Here is a 21,912-nt window from a genome sequence, read left to right on the forward strand (position 1 = left end):
CAATATGTTACGCCGCAACAATATTGCGGCGTACATTTTCTTAGCGTCGACGATGCAACAAGTAATACACCGCCGGAATGACCAGCATCGACAGTAATGGCGCAGTGACCATACCGCCGATCATCGGCGCAGCGATACGGCTCATGACCTCTGATCCGCTGCCACTGCCCCACATGATGGGCAACAATCCTGCCATAATAGTCGCGACAGTCATCACCTTCGGCCGCACACGCAATACGGCCCCCTCATGAATTGCCCGCAGCAACATCTTATTTCCTCCCTGCGGATCGCATTGACGATATTTATCCAGTGCGTGGTTCAGATAGAGCACCATAATAACGCCGAACTCCGCCGCAACACCGGACAGCGCAATAAATCCAACGGCCCCGGCAACGGATAAGTTATATCCCAGTAGCCACAATAACCAGACACCGCCAATCAATGAGAAGGGTAATGTCCCCATTATTAACAGGGCATCGGTGACACGTTTGAAGGTAATAAACAGCAAGACAAAGATAATCATTAACGTTACCGGCAAGACGATCTTCAGCTTCGCCGTTGCACGCTCCAGATATTCAAACTGACCGGACCACGACAGTGTCACACCTTGCGGTAGCTTAACCTGCTGCGCCACTCGCTGCTGCATCTCTTCAACGGCGGATTTTAAATCTCGTCCGCGCAGATCGACGTAAATCCAGTTGGACAGGCGCGCATTTTCGCTTTTCAGCATCGGTGGCCCTTCCGTAACTACGATATCGGCCAGCTCACCAAGTGCAATCTGGCTGCCATTCTCGGTTATTACGGGTAATGTGCGCAGATCATCGACGTTATCGCGTATTTCACGCGGATAACGCACATTAATCGGGAAGCGTTCACGACCTTGCAGCACTTCGCCAATATTTTCCCCACCCACCAACGTGGAAACCAGTGATTGCAGCTCTTTCACCGAAACGCCATAACGCGCGGCCTGCGCCCGGTTGATGTTGATATCGACATAGCGCCCGCCCGCCAGCCTTTCCGCCAGTGCCGAAGTCACTCCCGGCACGGTTTTCACAACCTGCTCGATTTGCTGCGCCACGCGCTCGATATCGGCGATGTTATTACCGTTCACCTTTATGCCGACCGGGCTTTTAATACCGGTCGCCAACATATCCAGGCGGTTACGGATCGGCGGTACCCAGACATTCGCAATCCCCGGAATACTCACGGTCTTATCCAGCTCATCAACCAGTTTCTCCGGCGTCATTCCAGGGCGCCACTGGTCACGCGGTTTAAAGCGGATGGTCGTTTCCACCATGGTGAGCGGCGCAGGATCCGTTGCCGTCTCCGCCCTTCCCGCTTTACCAAACACGCTTTCCACTTCCGGCACGCTTTTGATCAGCCGATCGGTTTGCTGCAACAAACGGCTGGCTTCACGGGCGGAAATCCCCGGTAGCGTCGAGGGCATATACAATAAATCGCCTTCATCGAGCGGCGGCATAAACTCACTGCCCAGACGACTTAACGGCCACAGCGTCGCCACCAGCAACAGCAGCGCAATGCCCAGCGTCGCTTTCGGCCATGCCAGCACTTTATCCAGTAGCGGCTCGTACAGACGGATCAGAAAGCGGTTAATCGGATTTGCTTTTTCATCGGGGATTTTGCCGCGAATAAACAACCCCATCAGCACCGGTACAAGCGTGATCCCAAGCCCTGCCGCAACCGCCATCGCCCAGCTTTTGGTAAATGCCAGCGGGGAAAACATGCGCCCTTCCTGCGCTTCTAGCGAAAACACCGGAATAAATGACAGCGTGATGATCAACAGGCTGCAAAACAGAGCAGGACCAACTTCCACCGCCGCCCGCTCTGAACAGCGCCAGTAATCAGCACTCGTCGGTTGACGATCGGGGTTATCATGTCGCCACTGCTCCATCACCTTATGCATGTTCTCGATCATCACAATCGCGGCATCCACCATGGCGCCAATGGCGATGGCAATCCCTCCAAGCGACATTATGTTGGCGTTGATGCCCTGATAGTGCATCACAATAAACGCGCCAAGAATCCCCAGCGGCAACGAGACGATGGCCACCAGCGCAGAGCGGAAGTGGAACAAGAACAGCGTACAAACCAGAGCAACAACGATAAACTCTTCAATCAGTTTATGGGTGAGCGTCTCAACCGCATGCTCAATCAGCGTTGAACGGTCATAAACCGGTACGATCTCCACCCCGGCGGGCAGCGTTTTCTGTATTTCACCCAATTTGGCTTTAACGGCGTGGATAGTATCCAGCGCATTTTTGCCGTAACGCATGACGATAATACCGCCTGCAACTTCCCCTTCGCCGTTGTACTCCGCCACGCCGCGTCGTAGTTCCGGCCCCAACCGCACCGTCGCCACATCTGAAAGCATCACCGGCACGCCCTCGCGGCTGGCGATCACTATCTGACGAAAATCCGACAACTGCCGCAAATAGCCGGTTGTACGCACCATGAACTCGGCTTCGCCCATCTCCAGCAGCGCGCCGCCGCTCTCCTGGTTCGCCGCCTGCACCGCATTGACAATCTGTTCATGGGTAATATTCAGCGCCCGCATTCGTGCCGGATCCGGCACAATCTGATACTGACGTACCATCCCGCCAACACTGGCAACTTCCGCCACGTTCGGCACCGTTTTTAGCTCGAACTTCAGCGTCCAGTCCTGTAAAGCGCGTAGATCCGCCAGATTGTGCTTACCGCTGCGATCAACCAGCGCATACTCATAAATCCAGCCAACGCCGGTAGCATCCGGCCCCAGCCCGACGTTCACCCCGGCAGGCAGCGAGGACTGGATCTGGCTTAGATTCTCCAGCACCCGCGATCGCGCCCAGTAGAGATCGGTATCGTCCTCGAATAAAACATACACATAGGAATCGCCGAACATCGAATAGCCACGTACCGTTTTTGCGCCCGGCACGGAAAGCATGGCAGTGGTGAGCGGATAGGTGACCTGGTCTTCAATAATTTGCGGCGCTTTGCCCGGATAGCTGGCGCGAATAATCACCTGCACATCCGACAAATCCGGTAGTGCATCGAGCGGTGCGCGTTGAACCGCCCAGATCCCCCAGCCGGTCAGCACCAGAGCGGCCAGCAGGATCAACAAGCGGTTGCGCAGCGAGGCACGAATAACGGCAGCGATCATTTCATCTCCTCCTGCATCGGCATCAGGTGAGTGATAACTGCGCCCTCTTCATCATCCAGTACAAAGCTGAACATCACTGTCTCGCCCGGCTTGACACTGGGATCGGGTTGTTTGAGCACGAAGTCCATCGTCATCGCTCCCCAGTTCAGTGCCGGAATGGGTTGGTGCGACAGGGTAATACTGCCTGCTTCGATGGCTTTCACCACGCCGGTTCCTTCATAAGTCTCGACTTTTTTCGCCGCTGGCTGTTGTTGCGCCTGCTGTTCCGGCAATGCACTGCGCAAACTGGCTTCCGAATCAATCAGGAACTGGCCGGAAGTGACCACGTTGTCACCTTCCTTGACGCCGGACAGCACTTCAGTCCAGCCTTGCGCCGTGCGCCCGGTCGTCACGTTTGCCGCCTGGAAGTGGCCATCGCCCGTAGCCAGCAGCACACGGCTGGCAGCCCCCGTTGCAATCAGCGCCTCTTCCGGGATCGCCAGCACTGCCGGTTGCCGTGCAGATTCCGGCTGCGTTACGGTGAGAAACATACCGGGTTTGAGTTTTTGCTGCGGATTATCGAGCACAATGCGCGCTTTCAGCGTACGGGTGGTGGTCTCCAGTTGCGGCAACAATTCGCTGACGCGGCCATGAAACTGCTCGCCCGGCCAGCTTGCAGAAGTTGCTATCACTTCGCTGCCTGCACTGAGCGCCTGTGCCTGGCTTTGCGGATAATCGACAACCAGCCACACCGGATCGAGGCTGGCGAGCTCAAACAGGGTTTGCGTGGCGGCCACTTGCGCGCCTTCACGGGAATCCAGCTTGACCACGTAACCGTCGCGATCGGCGCGCAGCGTCAGGCGGGTTTGTGGTTTCCCACTGCGCTCGACAGCGCGAATAATCGCTTCCGGCATAAACTGCAATGCCAGACGTTCGCGGGCAGCACGCGTCAGTTCGCCATCTCCCAGGTGGCGTACCGCCAGATACTCCTGCTGAGAAGTCGTCCATTGTGGGATCCACAACTGTGCCAGCGCTTCGCCTTTTTTCACCCACTGCTGCGGCGCACGGACAAACAGTTTTTCTACCACGCCCGCCGCCGGAGAAGGCACGCTCTGGATGCTGCGCTCATCGGTCGTTACTGTGGCGAACGCAGAGAAGGCGCTGCCGAGAACGCGTTTTTCCACTTTTGCCGTGGTCATGCCGAGATTCTGCTGCTGCTGCGCACTCACGCTCACACCGCCGCTGGCCGGGGCTTCATCGGCATAACGCGGTTTGAGCGGCATATCCATAAACGGTGATTTACCGGGTTTGTCAAAACGCTGATCCGGTACCATTGGGTCGTACCAGTAGAGCACTTTGCGTTCCTGCGCTTGTTCGCCGGATGCGGCAGGCGCGGTGTGTTGCCGCCCGATAAAATAGCCTGCGCCCGCTGCGAGACATGCGGCGATCGCGACAGCCAAGAGGGTCTTCTTCATCACATCAACTCCTGCGGGATCAACCAACGGATCGCGGCCCATTTCTGCGCCATCTCTTTCTCGGCCTGATTAACGGCCAGCTCGCTGTCGAGGACGTTACGGCGCGCTTCCAGCAGCGCCGACAAATCCGACTGCCCGGAACGATACTGGGCTGCCAGCAAGGTGGCGCGCTGACGCACCATCGGCAGCACTTCATCGCGCTGGCGCATCCACAGCGTTTGCGCCGCGTTGTACTCAGCAATCAGGGAATGCAGTTGCGCCATATGATCCCGCTCGGCCAGCGCCAGTTGATCGTTGGCCTGCATGGTGCGCGAGACATCCGCAGCGTGATCTTTATCCTGACGATGGGACTGGAACAGCGGCAGGTCGACGGTGAACATCACCCCGGCCATATCCTCGTAACCTTCAGCGCGACGTCCGTACCACACTTCAACTTCCACATCCGGAATGGCCGCAATCGCTGACTCCGCCGAACGCGTTTTCGCGCTGTTGGCGGCGCTGGCGGCAGCGACAATGTCAGGATGCTGAGCAATGCCCTGCTCCAGCGTTTTTTCATCGGCAGGCAAGCGTTGATAACGAGGAAGATCGCCAGAAACGGCAGTCACCGTCTCGCCGGTAAGCTGCATCAAGCGGGTTTGCGCCAGTTGCACATCACGTTCGGCGAGGGTGACTTTGTCGCGCATCGCGCTTAAGCCCACGCGAAATGCCAGCACGCTGTCCGGCGCGGCATTACCTGCGCCGACGCTGGCGCGCTGTGCGCCCTGCTGGCGTTCCGTTTCTGCCAGCAGCTTACGCGCGGTTTGCAGCGCCTGTTCTGACAACGCCAGATCGAGCCACGCCTGCGCGGTATCACGCTGTAAATTAGCGCGCACCACTGAGGATTTGGCACTGACGCTCTGCGCTTCGGCCAGCAGGGTTTCGGCTTTGCGGTCGCGTTTTTCCGCGCTGACGTACTGCTGCATGATGCCGATCCGCTGCATAGTCATTCCCTCACGGGTTAAGCGGCGGTCATTGTTGCCCTGCACCGGCACGTTTTCGATACCAAATTTCAGTTTTGGATCCGGCAACTGGCGGGCGGAATCCGCCATCGCATCCAGTGCCTGCGCTTCATTACGGTTGGCGGAAAGTTCGGCAGAGTAGCGTTCCGCGGCGGCCAGGGATTGCGTCAGCGTCAATGGCTCCGCCTGCACGGCGGAGCACATCAGTCCGAGCAATACCCCACCGAGCCGCAGACTCAGTGAGTATCGTTTCATTGTCGCTCCCGGTTATTTTTGTGGCGTCAATGAAACGAGCTGGTAACCGCTCTCACTCTGAACAAAGGTGAAGCTCACCTCGTCGCCCACTTTTACCGCAGGCAACGCGCTGCCCTGCGCCAGTGCAAATTGCATGGTCATTGGCGGCCAGTTCAGCGCCGGAATAGCAGCGTGAGCGATGGAAACAGAATCGGCGGTGAGTTTTTTGATGGTACCCTGGCTCTGGTATTCCTGAGCCTGAGCCTGCATTGCCGCATGTTGCGACATATCGTGCATGCCGTGCATCGCATGCATATCTTCCGCCTGAACAGCGGAAACGGAGAACAACAGCACGCCAGACAGCATGCACAGTACATAAGAACGCATAATAAGACTCCTGTTAATCATAAATTAAATAAAATTCAATGAATTAACAGTTGTCTACTCCCTGAACCGGCAAAAACGGATCGTTGCCGGCGGGCCTGCGGCGGGCGGGGTTAATGACCAACCCTCATCGACGACGGGGGAACAAACCGGCGTAACTTCAGCCAGCGTCAGTGAAACCGGCAGCGCCACCAGAGGCGGGTGGCCGCTATCCTTCTGTGCTGCATCCGGCACGCAATGCTTTTCGCACAGCGGGGATTTCATCATGTCCATACGCGGTGTCGTATCCGACATCATCATATGGCTTATGTGCTGGGTTACTGCTCGCGATTCGTCAACCTGCAAGTCGCAGTGATGAGAAGCAATCGCCACCTGACTCTGGATTAATAGCCAGCCGAACGCCATCAGCAGCATCAACAGATGCCGCTTCATAAAGCGAATTCGGTATAGCCATTCAGCGTGCATAAAACACCAGGTCCGTGGGAAATTAACGGCGAGTATAAGCAGCACTATTTTTATTTTTAAAGATATTTTTAGCAAATTTACGTCTGGCGCTGTATTGAAACCTAAATAACCAAACTAATTAACTAGTTTTTATCATTTAAAATACAAAATTATCGTAATGCATTCGCTTAACTTATCAACCAGCCATTATTTATTCTGTAGATTGATAGCAAATTCCCGCGATATTTCCCTCAACATCACGCTTCATTGATTTTAATCATCTACGAACCGCACGTTATTCGGCACATTGCGTTGCTGATTTTTTTACTTACTTATCTTTCAGGTCAACCTCCGGGACCAATAACATGACTTTAACATTGATCGAACTGCTGATCGGCGTGGTGGTGATTGTCGGCGTTGCGCGCTATATCATCAAAGGCTATTCCGCCACCGGCGTGCTGTTTGTCGGCGGTCTGGCGTTATTAATCGTCAGTGCGCTGATGGGGCACAAAATATTACCTGGTAGCGCCACCAGTACCGGTTACAGCGCCACGGATATTGTCGAATACATTAAAATCCTGCTGATGAGCCGCGGCGGCGATCTCGGCATGATGATCATGATGCTGTGCGGCTTTGCCGCCTATATGACGCACATTGGTGCGAACGATATGGTGGTCAAGCTGGCTTCGCGCCCGCTGCGTTTTATCAACTCACCTTATTTGCTGATGATTGCCGCGTACTTCGTTGCCTGCCTGATGTCATTGGCGGTGTCGTCCGCCACGGGCCTCGGCGTGCTGCTGATGGCAACGCTGTTCCCGGTGATGGTCAACGTCGGGATCAGTCGCGGTGCGGCAGCGGCGATTTGCGCCTCGCCAGCGGCAATTATTCTCTCGCCCACTTCCGGCGATGTAGTGCTGGCCGCGAAAGCCGCCGAAATGCCGCTGATCGATTTTGCCTTCAAAACCACACTGCCAATCTCGATTGCGGCGATTATCGCCATGGCAATCGCGCACTACTTCTGGCAGCGCTTTCTCGATAAAAAAGAGCACATTGTCAGCGAAATGCTGGATGTGAAAGACATCACCACCACGGCGCCGACGTTTTACGCCATTCTGCCGTTTACGCCAATTATCGGCGTGCTGATTTTCGACGGTAAATGGGGCCCGGAACTGCACATCATCACCATTCTGGTGATCTGTATGTTGCTGGCAGCAGCGCTGGAATTTTTACGCAGCTTTAATACGCAAAAAGTCTTCTCCGGGCTGGAAGTGGCATATCGCGGTATGGCCGACGCCTTCGCAGGCGTGGTGATGCTGTTGGTCGCCGCCGGGGTTTTCGCCCAGGGCTTGAGCACCATCGGCTTTATCCAGAGTCTGATCTCCATCGCCACCTCTTTCGGTTCGGCAAGCATTATTCTGATGCTGGTACTGGTGATCCTCACCATGCTGGCAGCAATGACCACCGGTTCCGGTAATGCGCCATTTTACGCCTTTGTCGAGATGATCCCGAAACTGGCCCATGAATCCGGCATCAACCCGGCGTATCTGTCGATCCCGATGTTGCAGGCATCCAACCTCGGTCGCACCATCTCTCCGGTTTCCGGCGTGGTGGTCGCGGTGGCCGGGATGGCGAATATTTCGCCATTTGAAGTGGTAAAACGCACATCAGTTCCGGTGATGGTTGGCCTGATTGTAGTGATTATTGCTACTGAATTTCTGGTTCCGGGGGTTGCGGTTCATTAATCAACAATAAACGCCACTTATGAAAAAGCGCCTGCCCGGCGCTTTTTTTATGCTTTAATAACTCATAGTAATTACCCGGACTCACCCATCAGGAAATGAAATGATTAAAAAGGGACTCTCCATCGGCCTGTGCGTTGCCGCCATCCAGCTCTCTTCTGCGTACGCAGCACCGCTCCAGCCCGAACAATATGGTGATTTCGATCGCTATGTGCTGGCACTATCCTGGCAGACCGGATTTTGCCAGAGCTTGCATGACCGCGGGCGTAGCGAACCCGATGAATGCCGTCTGCAAAAAGAGCCCGCCAATAAAGCGGATTACCTGACGGTACACGGTCTGTGGCCAGCTCTGCCGAAATCCATCGCCGTGCGCGGCGTCGACGATCGTCGCTGGATGCGTTACGGCTGTGCTACCCGCCCGGTTCCCAATATGCCGGAAGCCAGAGCCAGCCAGAAATGCGCCGCAGCGGAAACCGGTTTATCGCTCGAAGTGGCGAATAAACTGAATGCCGTCATGCCCGGTGCAGGCAGCAATACCTGCCTTGAGCGTTATGAATATGCCAAACACGGCGTCTGTTTCGGATTCGATCCGGATGACTATTTCGGTGCGATGGTGCGCCTGAACACCGAAATCAAAGCCAGCCCGCTCGGCGTTTTCCTCGCAGAAAATTACGGAAAAACCGTTACCCGCGATGCATTCAACGCAGCCGTCGCCAAAGCCTACGGCGAGCAAAGCGTGAAAGCGGTGAAGTTGACCTGTAGCGGCAATCCGGCGTGGCTGACGGAGATGCAAATCGCCATCAAAGCCGATGCCATCAATGCCCCGCTGGTCAGCGGTTCCTTTTTGCCGCAGCCGCATCCCGGTAACTGCGGGAACAGTTTTGTGATTGATAAAGCGGGTTACTGAGCCGACGATCGGAACATTCATAATTCCGGCAAATGTGCGCCGCATCACTTCACACCGGGCCGCGCTCTCAGTATCATCCGTTGTAGACAAACCCTCGCTGCCCGTCGGCGAGGGTTTTTCTTTGGATCAATCAAACGACATGGAGTAACTGATGTCCAGACCTGCCATTATGATTAATGAGCGAGACGCCGAGCGTCTTGACCGGTTGCTGGAGCAACCTGATTATGCCAGCCTGCCGGTCGCGGATGCGTTGAATGATGAGCTGGATCGCGCTCAGATGTGCGCGCCGGAAGCGATGCCGCACAATGTAGTAACAATGAACAGCACGGTGAAATTCCGCGAACTGAAAAGTGGTGAAGAGCGGGTGCGCACGCTGGTGTATCCGGCGCAGATGACCGACAGCGCCACGCAGCTTTCCGTGCTGGCTCCGGTTGGCGCTGCGCTGCTCGGTTTACGGGTGGGTGACAGCATTCACTGGCAGTTGCCGGGCGGCACCACCACCGATCTTGAAGTGCTTGAGCTGCTTTATCAACCCGAAGCAGCAGGCGATTTCAGGCTTTAATTCCCGCTGCTTTTTCCGCAGAGGATGCGCCCGCATCCTCTTTCCGTTCCCGCCATCATATTCTTCATATTTGCCATATACGCAGCAAAAAATTCACGCCCTTTATGGTTCAATCAGCACAACATAACCCACAGGGAGAAGCGTTTATGTATCAGACCATTATTATGCCGGTTGATGTTTTCGAAATGGCGCTGAGTGACAAAGCGGTGCGCCACGCTGAGTTCCTCGCCCAGCGCGAGGGCGTTATTCATCTTCTGCATGTATTACCCGCTTCCGCCAGCATGAGTCTGCACCGTTTTGCTGCCGATTTGCGCCGCTTCGAAGAGCATTTGCAGCAGGAAGCGCAAACCCGCCTCGACACCATGAAGACCCATTTTTCCATTGAGCCGTCACGCGTGCGCACCCATGTACGTTTTGGCAACGTGCGAGATGTGGTCAATGAGCTGGCCGAAGAACTGCTCGCGGATATGGTGGTTATCGCCTCGCGCAATCCGTCAATTACCACTCACCTGCTCGGCTCCAATGCCGCCAACATCGTGCGCCACGCGCATATTCCGGTGCTGGTGGTGCGGTAAATATTGTTGGGTTGCCGGATGGCGCTAATGCCATCCTGCATAAAAAAAGAGGCTACCCGAAGGTAGCCTCTTTTTTTTATGCAGGTATTGCTTACTTTCTTATTTTGCTTATGCAGTCTTAGTGCGAATCAGGTAATCAAACGAACTCAGAGAGGCTTTAGCGCCTTCACCGGTTGCAATGATGATCTGTTTGTACGGCACCGTGGTGCAGTCGCCTGCAGCAAACACGCCTTTCACGCTGGTTTCACATTTGGCATCAATGATGATTTCGCCCATGCGGTTGCGCTCAATCGCGCCTTCCAGCCAAGTGGTGTTCGGCAGCAGACCAATCTGGACAAAAATCCCGGCCAGCGCGACCTGATGTACGTCACCGCTGATGCGGTCACGGTACTCAAGGCCGGTCACTTTGCTGCCGTCGCCTTTCACTTCGGTGGTCTGCGCGTTCAGAATGATGTCGACGTTTTTCAGGCTGCGCACTTTATCCTGCAATACCTGGTCGGCTTTCATTTCCGGGGCGAATTCCAGCAGCGTCACGTGCTCAACAATCCCCGCCAGGTCGATAGCCGCTTCCACGCCAGAGTTACCGCCGCCGATCACCGCCACACGTTTGCCTTTAAACAGCGGGCCGTCGCAGTGCGGGCAGTAGGTCACGCCTTTGGTGCGATACTGATCTTCACCCGGAACGTTCATGTTGCGCCATTTCGCGCCGGTCGCAATGATGATGCTGCGAGCTTTCAGCACCGCGCCGGACGCGGTTTCAATCTGGTGCAGACCGCCTTCAACTGCCGCCGGGGTCAGTTTTTTGGCGCTCTGGCTGTCAATCACATCCACGTCGTAATCCGCTACGTGCGCTTTCAGTGCACCCGCCAGTTTCTGGCCTTCGGTTTTCGGTACGGAGATGTAGTTTTCGATATCCACGGTATCCAGCACCTGGCCGCCGAAACGCTCGCCCATCAGGCCGGTACGAATACCTTTACGCGCAGAGTAGACTGCCGCCGCCGCGCCCGCCGGGCCGGAACCGACGATCAATACATCGTAAGCGTCGCGTTTGTTCAGCTCTTCCGCCGCACGTTTTTCCGCGCCGGTATCGATTTTGGCGACGATTTCCGTCAGCGTCATACGCCCCTGGCCGAACTCTTTACCGTTCACGAACACCGCCGGAACGCCCATTACGTTGCGATCGGTGATTTCGTTCTGGAACGTACCGCCGTCAATCGCCGTATGTTTGATGCGCGGGTTCAGCACGGCCATCAGGTTCAGCGCCTGGACTACGTCCGGGCAGTTATGGCAGGAGAGCGAGTAATAGGTTTCAAATTCAAAGTCACCGTCGAGATCGCGGATCTGCTCCAGCAGCGCCTGCGCCTCTTTCGACGGATGCCCACCGGTCCACAGCAGTGCCAGCACCAGTGAGGTAAATTCGTGACCCAACGGCGAACCGGCAAAGCGCGGGCCGCTGGTTGAGCCTGGGTTGGTGATCAGGAATGACGGTTTGCGCACCGCCAGGCTGTTGTCTTCTTTAAAGGAGACTTTGTCAGACAGCTCAGCGATTTCGCCCAGCAGTTCTTTGATTTCTGCCGATTTCGCGCTGTCATCCAGCGTAGCAATCAACTCAACAGGTTTAGTCAGTTTCTCAAGGTAAGCCTTGAGCTGGGTTTTCATTGTGGTGTCGAGCATTCTTAATCCCTCGCTTAAAACATCATCATGCAAGCCGCGTTGTTCTGGGCTGCATCAATGCAACTTGCATCATGGTGCTGAATAAAACGGGCACCAAAAGCACCCGTTTGTAAGATAATTTCCCCAGTATTTCGCGTCAGAGCAAGGCGACCAGCCTGAAAGTACCCGGCAGCTTACATCAGTAAGTGACCGGGGTGAGCAGGTGACGCCAACGCCGTAATGACGCAGGGAAATTTAGATTTTGCCGACCAGGTCCAGAGACGGAGCCAGAGTCGCTTCGCCTTCTTTCCATTTAGCCGGGCAAACTTCGCCTGGGTGAGAAGCAACATACTGAGCCGCTTTGATTTTACGCAGCAGATCAGAAGCGTCACGGCCGATGCCTTCAGCGGTTACTTCGATGGCCTGGATGATGCCCTGCGGGTCAACAACGAAAGTGGCACGGTCAGCCAGACCTTCGTTTTCACGCATGTTTTCGAAGTTACGGGTCAGGGCGCCAGTCGGGTCGCCGATCATCGCGTATTTGATTTTCGCGATGGTTTCAGAGCTGCTGTGCCACGCTTTGTGGGTGAAGTGGGTGTCGGTAGAGACAGAGTAAACGTCTACGCCCAGTTTCTGCAGCTCTTCGTAATGGTCAGCCACGTCGCCCAGTTCAGTCGGGCATACGAAAGTGAAGTCAGCCGGGTAGAAGAAGAAGACGCTCCAGCGGCCTTCAGTATCTTTCTCGGTTACTTCGATGAACTCACCGTTTTTGAACGCCTGGTTTTTGAAAGGTTTGATCTTGGTATTAATTAAGGACATCTATACTTCCTCCGTGTTTTCGTTGGGGTGTAAGTTAACGAACTTTGTTTGATCGAGCCAATGCGTTTGCTTTATCAAATCAATAAGCGTTAGCTAACAAACCCTAACGAGCAACCATGTGAACGGCTGATTTGCCAAAAGTAAAAAGGCCACCGCGACGGGTGGCCTCGATACCTGAAATACCCGTGGGTGCTTCAGCGCCAGCAAGCTGGCTATGCGTTGCGCTCATAACCTAAAGGCCATCAAGCTGTTCGATTAGAACACTGTGGGCGGCTGACGACAACGTTTCATTTCGCGATCCTGCCGATGATTGTGATAGGTTTTCCCTAAGTCGAATATTAACCATTTAATTAGTAAGGATTTTTATGCTTAAGCGCCTGTTAATGCTGACGTTGCTGCCGCTGACCCTGCATGCTGAAGAGTTACCTGCTCCGGTAAAAGCCATAGAAAAGCAAGGCATCACCATCATCAAATCCTTCGATGCGCCGGGCGGTATGAAGGGATATCTCGGTAAATATCAGGAGATGGGCGTTACCATTTACGTCACGCCGGACGGTAAACACGCCATCTCTGGCTATATGTACGACGAGGCGGGCACCAACCTCAGCGAGAAGTTAATCACCAAAGAGATTTACGCCCCGGCGGGCCGCGCGCTGTGGCAGCAGATGGAAAAAGCCGACTGGATCCTTGATGGCAAAAAAGAGGCGCCGCGCGTGGTGTACATGTTCGCCGATCCGTACTGCCCGTACTGCAAACAGTTCTGGCAGCAGGCGCGTCCGTGGGTGGAATCCGGCAAAGTGCAGCTGCGCACATTACTGGTTGGCGTGATCAAACCGGAAAGCCCGGCGGCCGCTGCGGCGATCATGAGTGCGAAAGATCCGGCGAAAAGCTGGCACGATTATGAACAGTCCAACGGCAAGATGGCGCTGACGCTTCCGAAATCCGTGCCGCCGGAGATCATGAAAAAGCTCAATATCAACCAGAAAATCATGGACGATCTCGGTGCGAATGCCACGCCAGCGATTTACTACATGAATGAAGATAACGTGTTACAGCAGGAAGTGGGCTTGCCGGACGCGGAAAAACTGAAAACCATTATGGGCGAGAAATAACGGCGACGCAGACCGCGCCGCCGGGAAGCATTACAGCTTACGCAGGCGCTCTGCCGCTGCCAGCAGCGTCGATTCCTGTTTCGCGAAGCACAGGCGAATCAGCTTGTGCGGGAAGGGATCGGCGCAGAACACCGACAGCGGGATCGCCGCCACGCCCACTTCTTTGGTCAGCCACTGACAGAAACTCACGTCATCTAGATCGGAAACCGCGCTGTAATCCGCCAGCAGGAAGTAAGTCCCCTCGCACGGCAAAATCTCCAGCTTGCTGTTGCTGAGCGCATTCACCAGCACATCGCGACGTGCGCGGTAAAATTCCGGCAACTGGCGATAATGTTCCGGTTCGGCGCGCAGCATATCCGCCAGCGCCAGTTGCGCCGGGGTATTGACCGAGAAAGTCAGATATTGATGTACTTTGCGCAATTCGGCGCTGATGGCGGCAGGCGCGACGCAGTACCCCACTTTCCAGCCAGTCATATGATAGGTTTTACCGAATGACGATACCGCCACTGCCCGCTCGCGCAGTTGCGGATGCGCCAGCACGCTGGCATGGCCCTCTTCGGCAAAACAGATGTGCTCGTACACTTCATCGCTCAGCACGTAGATTTCACGATCGGCAATCGCCTGCCACAGCGCGGCAAAATCCGCTTTGCGCCATACCGTTGCCGACGGGTTATGCGGTGTATTCAGAATCACCAGCCGCGTACGATCGCTGAGCTGCGCGGCAAACTGCTGCCAGTCAACGCGAAAGTGCGGCGGCTGCAAAGCAATGCGTTTCAGCACACCGCCAGAAAGCTCCACCGCAGGCGCGTAGCTGTCGTAGCTCGGGTCAAAACAGATCACTTCATCACCCTGACGCACCAGCGCAGTGATCGCCGCATACAGCGCTTCTGTCGCCCCGGCGGTCACCGTAATATCGGTGTTCACATCCGGTTTATGGCCGTACAGTTCCGCCGTTTTATCGGCAATGGCTTCGCGCAGCGCCTGCACACCGGTCATCGGCGCGTATTGATTCGCCCCCTGCGCCACATGAAACGCCAGCCGCTCCTGCAAATAGCGCGGGCCGTCGAAATCCGGGAAGCCCTGCGACAAATTAATGGCGTTGTGCTGCTGCGCCAGCGCGCTCATTTGCGTGAAGATGGTGGTGCCTAAAGCGGGGAGTTTACTTTGCGGAATCAATGCGTTATTGCTCATCGTTGTGTGCCTGCTTGTAATACGCGTGTTGCTGCCACTATAACACGATGTTAGCATTTGGCAATCAAGACGCTTAGACGTCTATACGATAACAATATTCCTTATAAGGAAGGGTTATGACAGACCACCTGCAACTCCAACAACTCGTCGCCGCCTGCCACTGGATCGGCGCGAAAGGCTGGGCGCCCGCCACCGGCGGTAACATGTCCGTGCGCCAGGACGCCGACTGGTGCTGGCTGAGCGAATCCGGCAAAGACAAAGGCAGCCTGACGACAGCGGATTTTTTGCAGGTTTCCATTGCCGATAACCACGCGCCCTCCGGCCGCAAACCCTCGGCGGAAACCGGCCTGCATACTTTGATTTATCGCCTCTACCCGCAAGCGAACGCGGTGCTGCATGTGCACACGGTGAACGCTACGGTGCTCTCACGGGTGGAGAAATCCTCTGCCCTGTTGCTGAACGGCTTTGAAATGCAAAAATCCCTCAGCGGCCAGACCACGCACCTCGACACCGTGCCGGTGGCGATTTTCGATAACGATCAGGATATCGACGCGCTGGCCGCACGCATTGCCGACTATGCGCAGACGCACCCGCTGCGTTATGGTTTTCTGCTGCGCGGCCACGGGCTGACCTGCTGGGGGCGCGATGTCGCCGAAGCTCGTCGCCATCTGGAAGGGCTGGAATTTTTATTTGAATGCGAAATGCAGCGTCGCCTGCTGGAGAGACCATGATCCGCGCTATCGTTACCGATATTGAAGGCACCACCAGTGACATCCGCTTTGTGCACAACGTCCTGTTCCCGTACGCCCGCGAGCGTCTGGCCGGGTTTGTCACCGCAGAGCAGTACAAAGAGCCGGTCAGCACCATCCTCAATAATCTGCGTGAAGAAGTGGCGCAACCGGAGGCAACCGCCGCCGAACTGATCGAGGTGCTGTTTGCCTTTATGGATGAAGATCGTAAATCGACGGCGCTGAAGGCGTTGCAGGGGATCATCTGGCGCGACGGCTATGTGAATGGCGATTTTAAAGGCCATCTCTACCCGGATGTGCTGCCTGCTCTGGAAAAATGGAAAGCACAGGGCATTGATCTGTATGTATATTCCTCTGGCTCAGTGGAGGCGCAAAAACTGTTATTTGGCTACAGCGACGAAGGTGATATTACTCATCTGTTCAGCGGATATTTCGACACGCTGGTCGGCGCGAAACGGGACGTGCAGTCGTACCGCAATATTGCGACGCAAATCGGGCAGCCGCCCGCTTCCATTCTGTTCCTCTCCGATATTCATCAGGAGCTGGACGCGGCCGAAGCGGCAGGTTTTCGCACCACGCAACTGATTCGCGGCGATGATGACGCAGCCAGCCATCATCACCAGGTTAACTCTTTCAGTAACATTAAGCCGGAGCAGATCCCTTCATGAGCGCACTGACGATTTATACCGACAAAGATGCCAGCACGCCGGTGTGGCACAGCACAGAGGCCAGTGAAATTCAGCAGCAGCTAAACGCCAAAGGCGTGCGTTTTGAACGCTGGCAGGCGGACCGCGATCTGGGCGCCAACCCGACGCCAGAGACGGTGATCACCGCTTACCAGCATGCCATCGACAAACTGGTGGCCGAAAAAGGCTATCAGAGCTGGGATGTGATCAGCCTGCGCGCCGACAACCCGCAAAAAGAGGCGATGCGCGCCAAATTCCTCAACGAACACACCCACGGTGAAGATGAAGTCCGCTTCTTCGTTGAAGGCGCGGGCCTGTTCTGTCTGCACATCGGCAGCGAGATCTACCAGGTGCTGTGCGAGAAGAACGACCTGATTTCCGTACCCGCCGGCACCCCGCACTGGTTTGATATGGGATCGGAACCGAACTTCACCGCGATCAGGATTTTCGATAATCCCGAAGGCTGGATTGCGCAATTTACCGGGAGTGATATTGCGGAAGGGTATCCAAGGTTGGCGTGATTCATACCTAACACAGAATTTAGGCCGGATGAGCGTTAACTCCATCCGGCATTCTAATTTTATATAGGTTCCAACCAACTTTCATTTATCGACCGACATAAAAGGTCATTCTGATAAAAGTTGTTTAATTTATTGAAACATAATCACATCCACACTTTTATTATTTTTATCTGACATTCATTGTCCCAAGCTAAGTTTAAGATTCGGATAAACAGATATTACAGGATTTTCGACAATCCCAGGATCTTCCAATACTGTTCTAGCTTGGGAGCGAATATCGGATTTATATGTTTCAAGCTTTGGCACTAATGTATATATACTTGTAAAATCCAAAATTATTATTCTGAAATTCCCAACATCAAAAGGGATATTATCTCCCTTCCTAACAATCTGAATAACTGGTAACCGAGAGACATGTCTCAGAGCCAATTCATAAAAAACATTGGGGTTATGAAAAGAAAGATCTACAATTACCAACTTTGATCTTAATATATATTCAATGATTTGATTGGTAATTAGCCCGGGCTTATCAATAGAATCAGCTCTTACTAATTTCAACCCTAATGGTTCAATAGCTGGCTCGACAATAGAACCAAGCAACAAATCTGAATGCTTCCGATGCTCAGAGTCTTCTGCTCCAATAGGCGTAATATAAAAACATGTTGTATCAAAATTAGAGTTACCAGAAGTGACAACAGAAGAAATTTCTTGTGTCAGAGAACTATCCTGAATTCCTGGAGGTTGTATTACTTTACTTGATGTAAAAGATTTAACCTCTGATGAGATTTGTGATTCGATAATATGCTCGATACTAACTAGTCTTGCAGCTCCTGATAGGGTCTGCAAAGCACCACAAAACTCTGCGTTAACTATAAATATGTCTACGAGTGTGTCAATAGAACTGTCAAGGACTTCATTTTCTTTTAAAATATCAGCCAATACGGATTTTGCGGGTAATTTATTACCAACAAATTTCTGATACAACTGATTCAAAGGTTCAACATTCAATATAGCAATTTCAATTTTAGCTTTGATTTTGCTGATAGCATCGCTACTCTCACTGAATAATGCAACCCCAGCAGCAGTTAATTCTAAATATTCTGCCTGATATCCTCCTTTTATTAAGCCATATTTATTTGTATTCGATATTAAAGTTCTGGAGGGACCACTATCTGGAGAACGATTGATTTGATCAAAAAGAGTTACTCTTCTGACCTTATGTCCCATGCCTAACTCATAAATAGAGGCAGCAAGCTTAAAACATTCCTGTACTGGGCACAGTGGATATGGAACAATTTTACGTGTCCTTTTTTTTTGACTTTCTTTAGCTTCAACATTAACTTTTTCCGGCTGATTCGATTCTGACATATCGATTTCCTTTTAAATAAAAAAATTAATATATTCTGAAAAATCGCCATGCAATCAATACTAGCCACCTTCTATGATTAAGTTTCCATACTGGGGACTTTAATAACCTATATGATAAAAAATTTTTGCAATTAAACTCACAAAAAGAAAAACTAGCTCCTATAAAATTAAAGGCAATTCTATATATCATGTTTTAGAACATGTCATAAAAATCAAATTTACTAAAGCCATATCCACATACTATATGCCACTATAACCACACCATACCTTATATCTAATAATTCATGTAATATGATTTTCTTTATCTTTCTCGCTTAAGATCTATACTTCGGCGATCCAACTCCCTGCGCAACAGCCGCTTAATCCACCCTGCTTTGTTGTCATCACCATCTTCTTTCATCGCGATAGCCAGTCTTTCTGATAGATCAGCATCCAGACGGAGTTGCACAACGTGCCTTTCTTTTTGGTTGTCTTTGGTTGACATTGGTTGCCGCTCCTGTATATTTTACATGCTGGTGTTCAATGTACACCAATGTAGTGAATTTAAAAAGCAACGCCCCGAAGTGCGGGAACACTGTCGAGGCGTCTAACCACATCATTACTGGAGGTAATGTATGGCTGTTGCCAATGGTACCACGTACGGATATTTAAAGCCCAACCCCTTCTCTCTTAACGCTTTTGTTTGCCTGTCTGTTGTTCGTCTCTCCGCTTCGCGGGAGGTGCGCAATGCTGCCTGACACCGATATCCTCTCCTCTGAACTGCGCGATATTTTCCGGAAACTGGATCTCTCGCAGCTCAGCGCGGAAGAGACTTTTCAACTGGCGAACGGTTGTGAAGAACACATTGCCGGGCTTTGCCATGGTCTGCACTTTCTGGGCAAAACCTTTGTCTCGTTTGCAGACAGCGACGTCCTGGAGTTTTCCCGCGAAAGCCTGTGCCAGTTGGGCCACGGGTTAAAATCCGCCGCAACCCTGCTCCCGGCGTTGATGGAACTTCATCAAATCACTGAACGAAAAATTATCGCAGAGGATTATCTGCTCTAACCCGACATGGCTCCCACGGCGCGCAGTCAACGTTTTTGGGAGCCTGCTCGGTTTTTCATTTCACATCCCTTGCGACAGATACCTGGTTTGAGTTGCAATTCGCGCTGTCTGATCTTATCGTTATGTACGGATTTTATCCGTACGTAAACTGATAAAGATTATTGGCTGGTCTGTATAAATTCAGGCCGCCGGGGAGAGAACCGCTATGCCCGCACTGAAAAAACAGCGCATAGATCTGCGACTAACGGATGAGGATAAGAAAATGATCGAAGAAGCGGCGGCAATGACCAATCAGACGGTCACACAGTTTCTGGTTAACAGCGCTTCTGAACGCGCCGCGGAAGTGATTGAACAGCACCGTCGCCTGATTCTCAGCGAGGAATCATGGAACAGGGTTATGGATGCTATCGAAAACCCACCAGCACCGAATGACAAACTTAAACGCGCCGCAAAACGTCTGCAAAACATGGAGTGAATCGTGGACAACCTGACCATTGAGATGTTCTCAGGAGAGACAGAGTATGAAACAGGAGGTTTTGATTGTGGTGAGGTATCGCTCAACGCTTTTTTAACCAACCATCTCAAACGCCAGCATGATGGCAAAATTTTACGTGCCTGGCTCCTTGTGACGAAAACGCCCAGGCCGCGCATTTTAGGCTATTACACCTTGTCTGGCGGCAGTTTCGAGAAAGAACAACTGCCCACGAAAACGCAGCAAAAAAAGGTGCCTTATCACAATGTCCCCTGCGTCATATTAGGTCGGCTCGCTATTGATAAATCACTCCAGGGAAACGGCTGGGGAGAAATCCTGGTGGCTCATGCTATGAGGGTGGTTTACACCGCCTCACTTACCATCGGCGTATATGGATTATTTGTCGAAGCACTCACTGGCAACGCCAAAAAATTCTATGAAAAGCTGGGCTTCATTCCGTTAGCCGATGGCAACCAGCATTCACTGTTCTATCCAACAAAGTCTATTGAACGCCTGTTCGAAGAGTAAGCTATCTCCAGCGGCAGTGGGTAACGCCGTTCGTTAACGTATCCCCTGCAATATATCCCCTGGCTCCAGGCCCACCAATCTCGCCAGATGCACAAACTCAACCACATCTAACCTTCTTTCACCACTCTCAATTTTGGCGATAAAAGATTGCGGGCGACCAAGCGCTTCGGCAAGTTGCGCCTGAGTAATGCCTCGTTCTTTACGGGCTTTTTTGAGCGCGATGATCACGCGCTGGTACTCTTCTGAATAGACGGATGCCATTTGCTCCACTCTTTTTTCACTATTGCGAAATCTCATTTTCATGAGCGCCTTTTACCCCAAATGAAACAACCAGTCAGAGAGGCCTCTGTTTTTACCGCGGCGCTTTCTGCGTATTTACGGTAGCTAATCGTTTCTCGCAATGCCTTTCGACCAAAAGGTGTGATCCGCGCAGAATACACCGCGTAGCCCGCTGGCAATCTCCCCCTCCACCAGCAACACTCCTTAAGCCAACAGACAAAAGGAGCGAAACATGTCGGGTGATTTTTACTGGATCAATGAACCGCAGCAGTGGCGCGAAGCGCAGGGCAAAATCGAGGTGCTCACCGATGGCAACACCGATTTCTGGCGCAAAACCTGGTACGGGTTTGAGCGCTTCAGCGGCCACGGTTATGTGCGTGATGTAGCGGGCGATTTCACCTTTCAGGTGCGGATCCAGGCGCATTTTTCCGCGCTGTACGATCAGGCGGGCGTGCTGTTGGTGGCGGATGAGCAGAACTGGTTAAAAGCCGGGATTGAGTTTAATGACGGCGCGCCCGCCATCGGCAGCGTACTAACGCAGGGCTTTTCGGACTGGGCGACCGGTATTTTCACTGGCGACGCGGGGGATTTCTGGCTGCGGCTGAGCCGCAAAGGCGACGCATTGCGACTGCAATACTCCACCGACGGACGCGTCTGGCCGCTGCTGCGGCTGTGCCATTTTCCCCATCCGCGCTGTGCGGTCGGCGTGATGTGTTGCACGCCGGAGCGAAGCGGGCTGGCAGTGAGTTTTACTGAAATGGCGTTAACGCCGCTGCTGGAGAAAGATCTTCACGATCTCAGCTAATGTTTTGCCCCGCCTTCTCTGCTCACAAAATCCGGCCAGTCCGGTTTCCCTGAATAACGTAGCTGGCCGGTAACACGCTTCTCTAAAAAGCACTCAGCGCATTACCTGCCGATGGATAATCAGGTAGCGTTAATCATTATTTTTATACTGCACCTTAATTATATTTCAGTAACGCTACATTGGGTTGTTAGTAATATGTAAAGATGTAGAATATATTTATCAAAAGAA

Annotated in this window: 23 protein-coding genes; 12 read left to right on the forward strand and 11 right to left on the reverse strand. The window is 53.1% G+C overall.

The features are described from left to right. Positions 1-40: 40 nt before the first annotated feature. From DK872_RS04145 to DK872_RS04165, 5 genes are read right to left on the reverse strand one after another with little or no spacing between them, the layout of a single operon-like run. The gene (locus DK872_RS04145) at positions 41-3,160 is read right to left on the reverse strand and encodes an efflux RND transporter permease subunit (protein ID WP_035885996.1); all 3,120 of its coding nucleotides are present in this window, start codon (positions 3,158-3,160) and stop codon (positions 41-43) included. Continuing rightward, positions 3,157-4,614: an efflux RND transporter periplasmic adaptor subunit gene (locus tag DK872_RS04150; RefSeq protein WP_161518050.1), complete on the reverse strand. Its 1,458-nt coding sequence runs from the start codon at positions 4,612-4,614 to the stop codon at positions 3,157-3,159. Before DK872_RS04150 ends, DK872_RS04145 begins: the two co-directional genes overlap by 4 nt. Then, complete coding sequence (locus DK872_RS04155; RefSeq protein WP_071920481.1) at positions 4,614-5,867, reverse strand: TolC family protein; 1,254 nt, start codon at positions 5,865-5,867, stop codon at positions 4,614-4,616. Before DK872_RS04155 ends, DK872_RS04150 begins: the two co-directional genes overlap by 1 nt. 12 nt (positions 5,868-5,879) lie before the next feature. Beyond that, entirely contained in the window at positions 5,880-6,233 is a 354-nt protein-coding gene (locus tag DK872_RS04160) for a copper-binding protein (RefSeq protein ID WP_227135838.1), read from the reverse strand. 54 nt (positions 6,234-6,287) lie between these two features. Next, positions 6,288-6,695: a hypothetical protein gene (locus tag DK872_RS04165; RefSeq protein ID WP_007373833.1), complete on the reverse strand. Its 408-nt coding sequence runs from the start codon at positions 6,693-6,695 to the stop codon at positions 6,288-6,290. A gap of 344 nt (positions 6,696-7,039) precedes the next feature. Between DK872_RS04165 and dcuC the strand changes: the two genes are divergently transcribed. The 4 genes from dcuC to uspG all read left to right on the forward strand — a co-directional run bounded on the left by dcuC (position 7,040) and on the right by uspG (position 10,457). Beyond that, positions 7,040-8,416, forward strand: coding sequence for an anaerobic C4-dicarboxylate transporter DcuC (gene dcuC / locus DK872_RS04170; protein ID WP_035885999.1), 1,377 nt, complete (start codon positions 7,040-7,042; stop codon positions 8,414-8,416). 100 nt (positions 8,417-8,516) lie between these two features. Continuing rightward, the gene (rna, locus tag DK872_RS04175; RefSeq protein WP_161518051.1) at positions 8,517-9,320 is read left to right on the forward strand and encodes a ribonuclease I; all 804 of its coding nucleotides are present in this window, start codon (positions 8,517-8,519) and stop codon (positions 9,318-9,320) included. A gap of 151 nt (positions 9,321-9,471) precedes the next feature. Further along, entirely contained in the window at positions 9,472-9,882 is a 411-nt protein-coding gene (rnk, locus tag DK872_RS04180; RefSeq protein ID WP_035886000.1) for a nucleoside diphosphate kinase regulator, read from the forward strand. Between the two features lie 146 nt (positions 9,883-10,028). Then, positions 10,029-10,457, forward strand: coding sequence for a universal stress protein UspG (uspG, locus tag DK872_RS04185; protein ID WP_007373828.1), 429 nt, complete (start codon positions 10,029-10,031; stop codon positions 10,455-10,457). A 108-nt stretch (positions 10,458-10,565) separates the two neighbouring features. Here uspG and ahpF read toward each other — a convergent pair whose 3' ends face one another. After that, positions 10,566-12,131, reverse strand: a complete 1,566-nt coding sequence (gene ahpF / locus DK872_RS04190) for an alkyl hydroperoxide reductase subunit F (RefSeq protein WP_007373827.1) — start codon at positions 12,129-12,131, stop codon at positions 10,566-10,568. A 234-nt stretch (positions 12,132-12,365) separates the two neighbouring features. Beyond that, positions 12,366-12,929, reverse strand: coding sequence for an alkyl hydroperoxide reductase subunit C (ahpC, locus tag DK872_RS04195; RefSeq protein WP_007373826.1), 564 nt, complete (start codon positions 12,927-12,929; stop codon positions 12,366-12,368). 365 nt (positions 12,930-13,294) lie between these two features. Here ahpC and dsbG point away from each other — a divergent pair, with 365 nt between their 5' ends. Next, the gene (dsbG, locus tag DK872_RS04200) at positions 13,295-14,041 is read left to right on the forward strand and encodes a thiol:disulfide interchange protein DsbG (RefSeq protein WP_007373824.1); all 747 of its coding nucleotides are present in this window, start codon (positions 13,295-13,297) and stop codon (positions 14,039-14,041) included. A 30-nt stretch (positions 14,042-14,071) separates the two neighbouring features. On the opposite strand, the gene DK872_RS04205 is transcribed toward dsbG, so the two are convergent. Further along, a complete protein-coding gene (locus DK872_RS04205) occupies positions 14,072-15,232 on the reverse strand; it encodes a pyridoxal phosphate-dependent aminotransferase (protein WP_071920476.1) in 1,161 nt (386 codons plus the stop codon). A gap of 116 nt (positions 15,233-15,348) precedes the next feature. Between DK872_RS04205 and DK872_RS04210 the strand changes: the two genes are divergently transcribed. Genes DK872_RS04210 through DK872_RS04220 form a run of 3 tightly spaced genes read left to right on the forward strand, consistent with a single transcriptional unit; the run spans position 15,349 to position 17,188 of the window. Next, positions 15,349-15,963 (forward strand): methylthioribulose 1-phosphate dehydratase, encoded by a 615-nt coding sequence (locus DK872_RS04210; RefSeq protein WP_035886003.1) that lies wholly within the window; start codon positions 15,349-15,351, stop codon positions 15,961-15,963. Next, positions 15,960-16,649 (forward strand): acireductone synthase, encoded by a 690-nt coding sequence (mtnC, locus tag DK872_RS04215; RefSeq protein WP_071920475.1) that lies wholly within the window; start codon positions 15,960-15,962, stop codon positions 16,647-16,649. The genes DK872_RS04210 and mtnC overlap by 4 nt, the downstream gene beginning before the upstream one ends. Continuing rightward, the gene (locus tag DK872_RS04220) at positions 16,646-17,188 is read left to right on the forward strand and encodes an acireductone dioxygenase (protein WP_071920474.1); all 543 of its coding nucleotides are present in this window, start codon (positions 16,646-16,648) and stop codon (positions 17,186-17,188) included. Before mtnC ends, DK872_RS04220 begins: the two co-directional genes overlap by 4 nt. A gap of 177 nt (positions 17,189-17,365) precedes the next feature. Here the strand turns inward: DK872_RS04220 and DK872_RS04225 are convergent, their stop codons facing one another. Continuing rightward, complete coding sequence (locus DK872_RS04225; RefSeq protein ID WP_161518052.1) at positions 17,366-18,556, reverse strand: hypothetical protein; 1,191 nt, start codon at positions 18,554-18,556, stop codon at positions 17,366-17,368. A 301-nt stretch (positions 18,557-18,857) separates the two neighbouring features. Beyond that, positions 18,858-19,040 (reverse strand): hypothetical protein, encoded by a 183-nt coding sequence (locus DK872_RS04230; RefSeq protein ID WP_071920473.1) that lies wholly within the window; start codon positions 19,038-19,040, stop codon positions 18,858-18,860. Between the two features lie 242 nt (positions 19,041-19,282). Here DK872_RS04230 and DK872_RS04235 point away from each other — a divergent pair, with 242 nt between their 5' ends. The 3 genes from DK872_RS04235 to DK872_RS04245 all read left to right on the forward strand — a co-directional run bounded on the left by DK872_RS04235 (position 19,283) and on the right by DK872_RS04245 (position 20,600). After that, positions 19,283-19,600 (forward strand): hypothetical protein, encoded by a 318-nt coding sequence (locus tag DK872_RS04235; protein WP_064567913.1) that lies wholly within the window; start codon positions 19,283-19,285, stop codon positions 19,598-19,600. A 205-nt stretch (positions 19,601-19,805) separates the two neighbouring features. Beyond that, positions 19,806-20,075: a DUF1778 domain-containing protein gene (locus tag DK872_RS04240; protein WP_007373817.1), complete on the forward strand. Its 270-nt coding sequence runs from the start codon at positions 19,806-19,808 to the stop codon at positions 20,073-20,075. Between the two features lie 3 nt (positions 20,076-20,078). Next, a complete protein-coding gene (locus DK872_RS04245; RefSeq protein WP_071920472.1) occupies positions 20,079-20,600 on the forward strand; it encodes an N-acetyltransferase in 522 nt (173 codons plus the stop codon). 33 nt (positions 20,601-20,633) lie between these two features. Here DK872_RS04245 and DK872_RS04250 read toward each other — a convergent pair whose 3' ends face one another. After that, on the reverse strand, positions 20,634-20,861 hold the full coding sequence (locus DK872_RS04250; protein WP_071921839.1) for a helix-turn-helix domain-containing protein: 228 nt from the start codon (positions 20,859-20,861) through the stop codon (positions 20,634-20,636). 250 nt (positions 20,862-21,111) lie between these two features. Here DK872_RS04250 and DK872_RS04255 point away from each other — a divergent pair, with 250 nt between their 5' ends. Further along, a complete protein-coding gene (locus DK872_RS04255) occupies positions 21,112-21,684 on the forward strand; it encodes a DUF1349 domain-containing protein (RefSeq protein ID WP_071920471.1) in 573 nt (190 codons plus the stop codon). The last annotated feature ends 228 nt before the right edge of the window (positions 21,685-21,912 follow it).

The organism is Kosakonia sp. MH5, from assembly GCF_009935945.1.
Classification (GTDB): domain Bacteria; phylum Pseudomonadota; class Gammaproteobacteria; order Enterobacterales; family Enterobacteriaceae; genus Kosakonia; species Kosakonia radicincitans.